This is a genomic window from Pseudovibrio sp. Tun.PSC04-5.I4, from assembly GCF_900104145.1.
Lineage (GTDB): Bacteria > Pseudomonadota > Alphaproteobacteria > Rhizobiales > Stappiaceae > Pseudovibrio.
Window position 1 is genome coordinate 3,315,001 of the sequence record NZ_FNLB01000006.1, and the last position, 2,500, is coordinate 3,317,500.

At 52.8% G+C, this 2,500-nt stretch carries 2 rRNA genes (1 of these 2 cut by a window edge); both read left to right on the forward strand.

Features of this window, described 5'->3' with window-relative positions:
• Positions 1-1,681, forward strand: a 23S ribosomal RNA gene (locus BLS62_RS20740) (it extends 1,049 nt beyond the left edge of the window).
• Positions 1,682-1,955: 274 nt separating this feature from the next.
• Positions 1,956-2,070, forward strand: a 5S ribosomal RNA gene (gene rrf, locus BLS62_RS20745).
• Positions 2,071-2,500 lie beyond the last annotated feature (430 nt).

Below are 2,500 nucleotides of genomic sequence, written 5' to 3' on the forward strand. Positions count from 1 at the left end.
ATCATTTAAAGAAAGCGTAACAGCTCACTGGTCTAAATAAGGGTCTCCGCGCCGAAAATGTACCGGGGCTCAAGCCATACACCGAAACTGCGGGCTTAGTTTATCTAAGCGGTAGCGGAGCGTTCTGTAGGCCGATGAAGGTGGACCCGTGAGGGCTGCTGGAGGTATCAGAAGTGCGAATGCTGACATGAGTAACGATAAAGAGGGTGAGAGACCCTCTCGCCGAAAGTCCAAGGGTTCCTGCGCAACGCTAATCGGCGCAGGGTTAGCCGGCCCCTAAGGCGAGGCCGAAAGGCGTAGTCGATGGGAACGGGGTTAATATTCCCCGGCCTGTGGGTAGTGACGGATGCCGTGTATCGTATCTCCTTATTGGATTGGAGATGCGGTGAAGGTGTTCCAGGAAATAGCTCCCACGATAAGACCGTACCCTAAACCGACACAGGTGGACAGGTAGAGTATACCAAGGCGCTTGAGAGAACTGTGCTGAAGGAACTCGGCAAATTGCTCCCGTAAGTTCGCGAGAAGGGAGCCCAATGCGAAGGCAACTTTGTATTGGGGGCACAGAATTGGGGGTTGCGACTGTTTATCAAAAACACAGGGCTCTGCGAAGCCGCAAGGCGACGTATAGGGTCTGACGCCTGCCCGGTGCTGGAAGGTTAAGAGGAGTTGTGCAAGCAGCGAATTGAAGCCCCAGTAAACGGCGGCCGTAACTATAACGGTCCTAAGGTAGCGAAATTCCTTGTCGGGTAAGTTCCGACCTGCACGAATGGCGTAACGACTTCCCCGCTGTCTCCAGCACAGACTCAGTGAAATTGAATTCCCCGTGAAGATGCGGGGTTCCTGCGGTTAGACGGAAAGACCCCGTGCACCTTTACTACAGCTTCACACTGATATTCGTGATGACATGTGTAGGATAGGTGGTAGACGTTGAAACCAAGGCGCCAGCTTTGGTGGAGTCATCCTTGAAATACCACCCTTGTCCTCATGGATATCTAACCGCGGTACTACAATACCCGGGACCGTGTGTGGCGGGTAGTTTGACTGGGGCGGTCGCCTCCCAAATGGTAACGGAGGCGCGCGAAGGTAGGCTCAGAGCGGTCGGAAATCGCTCGTTGAGTGCAATGGCATAAGCCTGCCTGACTGCGAGACTGACAAGTCGAGCAGAGACGAAAGTCGGTCATAGTGATCCGGTGGTCCCTCGTGGAAGGGCCATCGCTCAACGGATAAAAGGTACGCCGGGGATAACAGGCTGATGATGCCCAAGAGTCCATATCGACGGCATTGTTTGGCACCTCGATGTCGGCTCATCACATCCTGGGGCTGGAGCAGGTCCCAAGGGTTTGGCTGTTCGCCAATTAAAGTGGTACGTGAGCTGGGTTCAGAACGTCGCGAGACAGTTCGGTCCCTATCTGCCGTGGGTGTAGGAATATTGAGAGGATCTGTCCCTAGTACGAGAGGACCGGGATGGACGTACCTCTGGTGGACCTGTTGTGGCGCCAGCCGCATTGCAGGGTAGCTATGTACGGAAGGGATAACCGCTGAAGGCATCTAAGCGGGAAACCCACCTTGAAACTAGTATTCCCTTGAGAGCCGTGGAAGACCACCACGTTGATAGGAGGCATGTGGAAGCATAGTAATATGCGAAGCTGAGCCTTACTAATAGCTCGATTGGCTTGATCACTCCCATTAAGCTATAATCACAAATGACAAACTTCTAAGTTTGTCACATAGGCCTGCTCAAAAAAGCAGATAAGCCTATGGATGAAAATGACAAATACTAAGCCAGTCACTTGGCTAACAAAATAGACCAGTTCAATATACAAGATCAGATAGATGACGCTAATCATCAATCTGAAAGATGCTTGAAACCTCAAGCCGTGGATCGTAAACCAAGATCCGCCTGAGGTGCAAAGCACTCTCAGACAAGCTGATCGCAATTATGTATGTTTATCCTGCCCGGTGGCTATGGCGGGGCGCCCCCACCCGATCCCATCCCGAACTCGGAAGTGAAACGCCCCTGCGCCAATGGTACTTCGTCTCAAGACGCGGGAGAGTAGGGCGCTGCCGGGCATGATAAACATACAAAATATCTTCAAAATAACCAGAATTACCCAATATACAAAACCCCCGTTGCTTTATAGCGCGGGGGTTTTGTCGTTCTAGCGAACCCGCCCTCATAATGAAGGCGGGTTTTTTGTTGTCCGGAGTTTGGGAACAAAGGATAGGCTGTTCTTGCTGCGGTCATCTGAATTGCCGCACCTCTAGTCTAGAGAGGAAAGCTGTCTCCCATCCCGCTCATACCTCCAGAGCGTTCCTCTTGGGAGCTGCTGTTTATCGGAGCAAGGTTTAGGTTGGTTCGGTCATCTTGGTCACGGCGTGAAGCTCTGGGTCCCGGGTCTGCGCCCGGGATGACACCGTGAGGAGGGCAGACTGGACAATGGGCTGGCGACATCAGGTTCGTGAGGCTGCTGAGTTGATGGCACCGAAGGGAATGAAGATC